The sequence below is a fragment of the Lacisediminihabitans profunda genome, from assembly GCF_008040105.1.
In the GTDB taxonomy this organism is placed as follows: Bacteria; Actinomycetota; Actinomycetes; order Actinomycetales; family Microbacteriaceae; genus Lacisediminihabitans; species Lacisediminihabitans profunda.
The window spans coordinates 1-395 of sequence record NZ_VRMG01000150.1 but is presented as its reverse complement, the minus strand read 5'-3'; the positions used below and the strand labels follow the sequence as shown (position 1 = coordinate 395).

1 protein-coding gene is annotated in these 395 nt (G+C 47.1%); it reads right to left on the bottom strand.

From position 1 onward, the window contains the following. On the bottom strand, positions 1-395 hold a 395-nt coding region (locus tag FVP33_RS19335), incomplete at both ends, for a terminase large subunit domain-containing protein (protein WP_222706821.1).

Genomic DNA, 395 nt, shown 5'->3' with positions numbered 1-395 from the left:
AGTTACGCCGGAGCGCTCAGGGATCGGGATTCCTGTGTCAGGGTCTAGCCACCATTCAATCCATTTACGAAGGAACGAATTGTAATCAGGGTTACATGTAATCTTCATGTGCGGAACAACCGAGCATTTCGGGTTACGCATACGAGAGATAAGGTATGTCACCATGCCTTCTGTGAACTGCTGACCTTCGTCGACTAGGAACTTACTAACCTCCCAACCTTGGAAGGAGTCTTTGTCAGATTCTTGTTCGAAGTGTCGAAGGAAAATAACTGCACCAGAAGAGAACACAAACTTGCCGTCTTTGTCTTTCCACTTGACTTTAGGGTCAACGAGCTTGAATAGGTCTGTTGCTTTTTCAAGCAGACCGCCCGGGCCTTTAATCTGAGGAGTAGTAC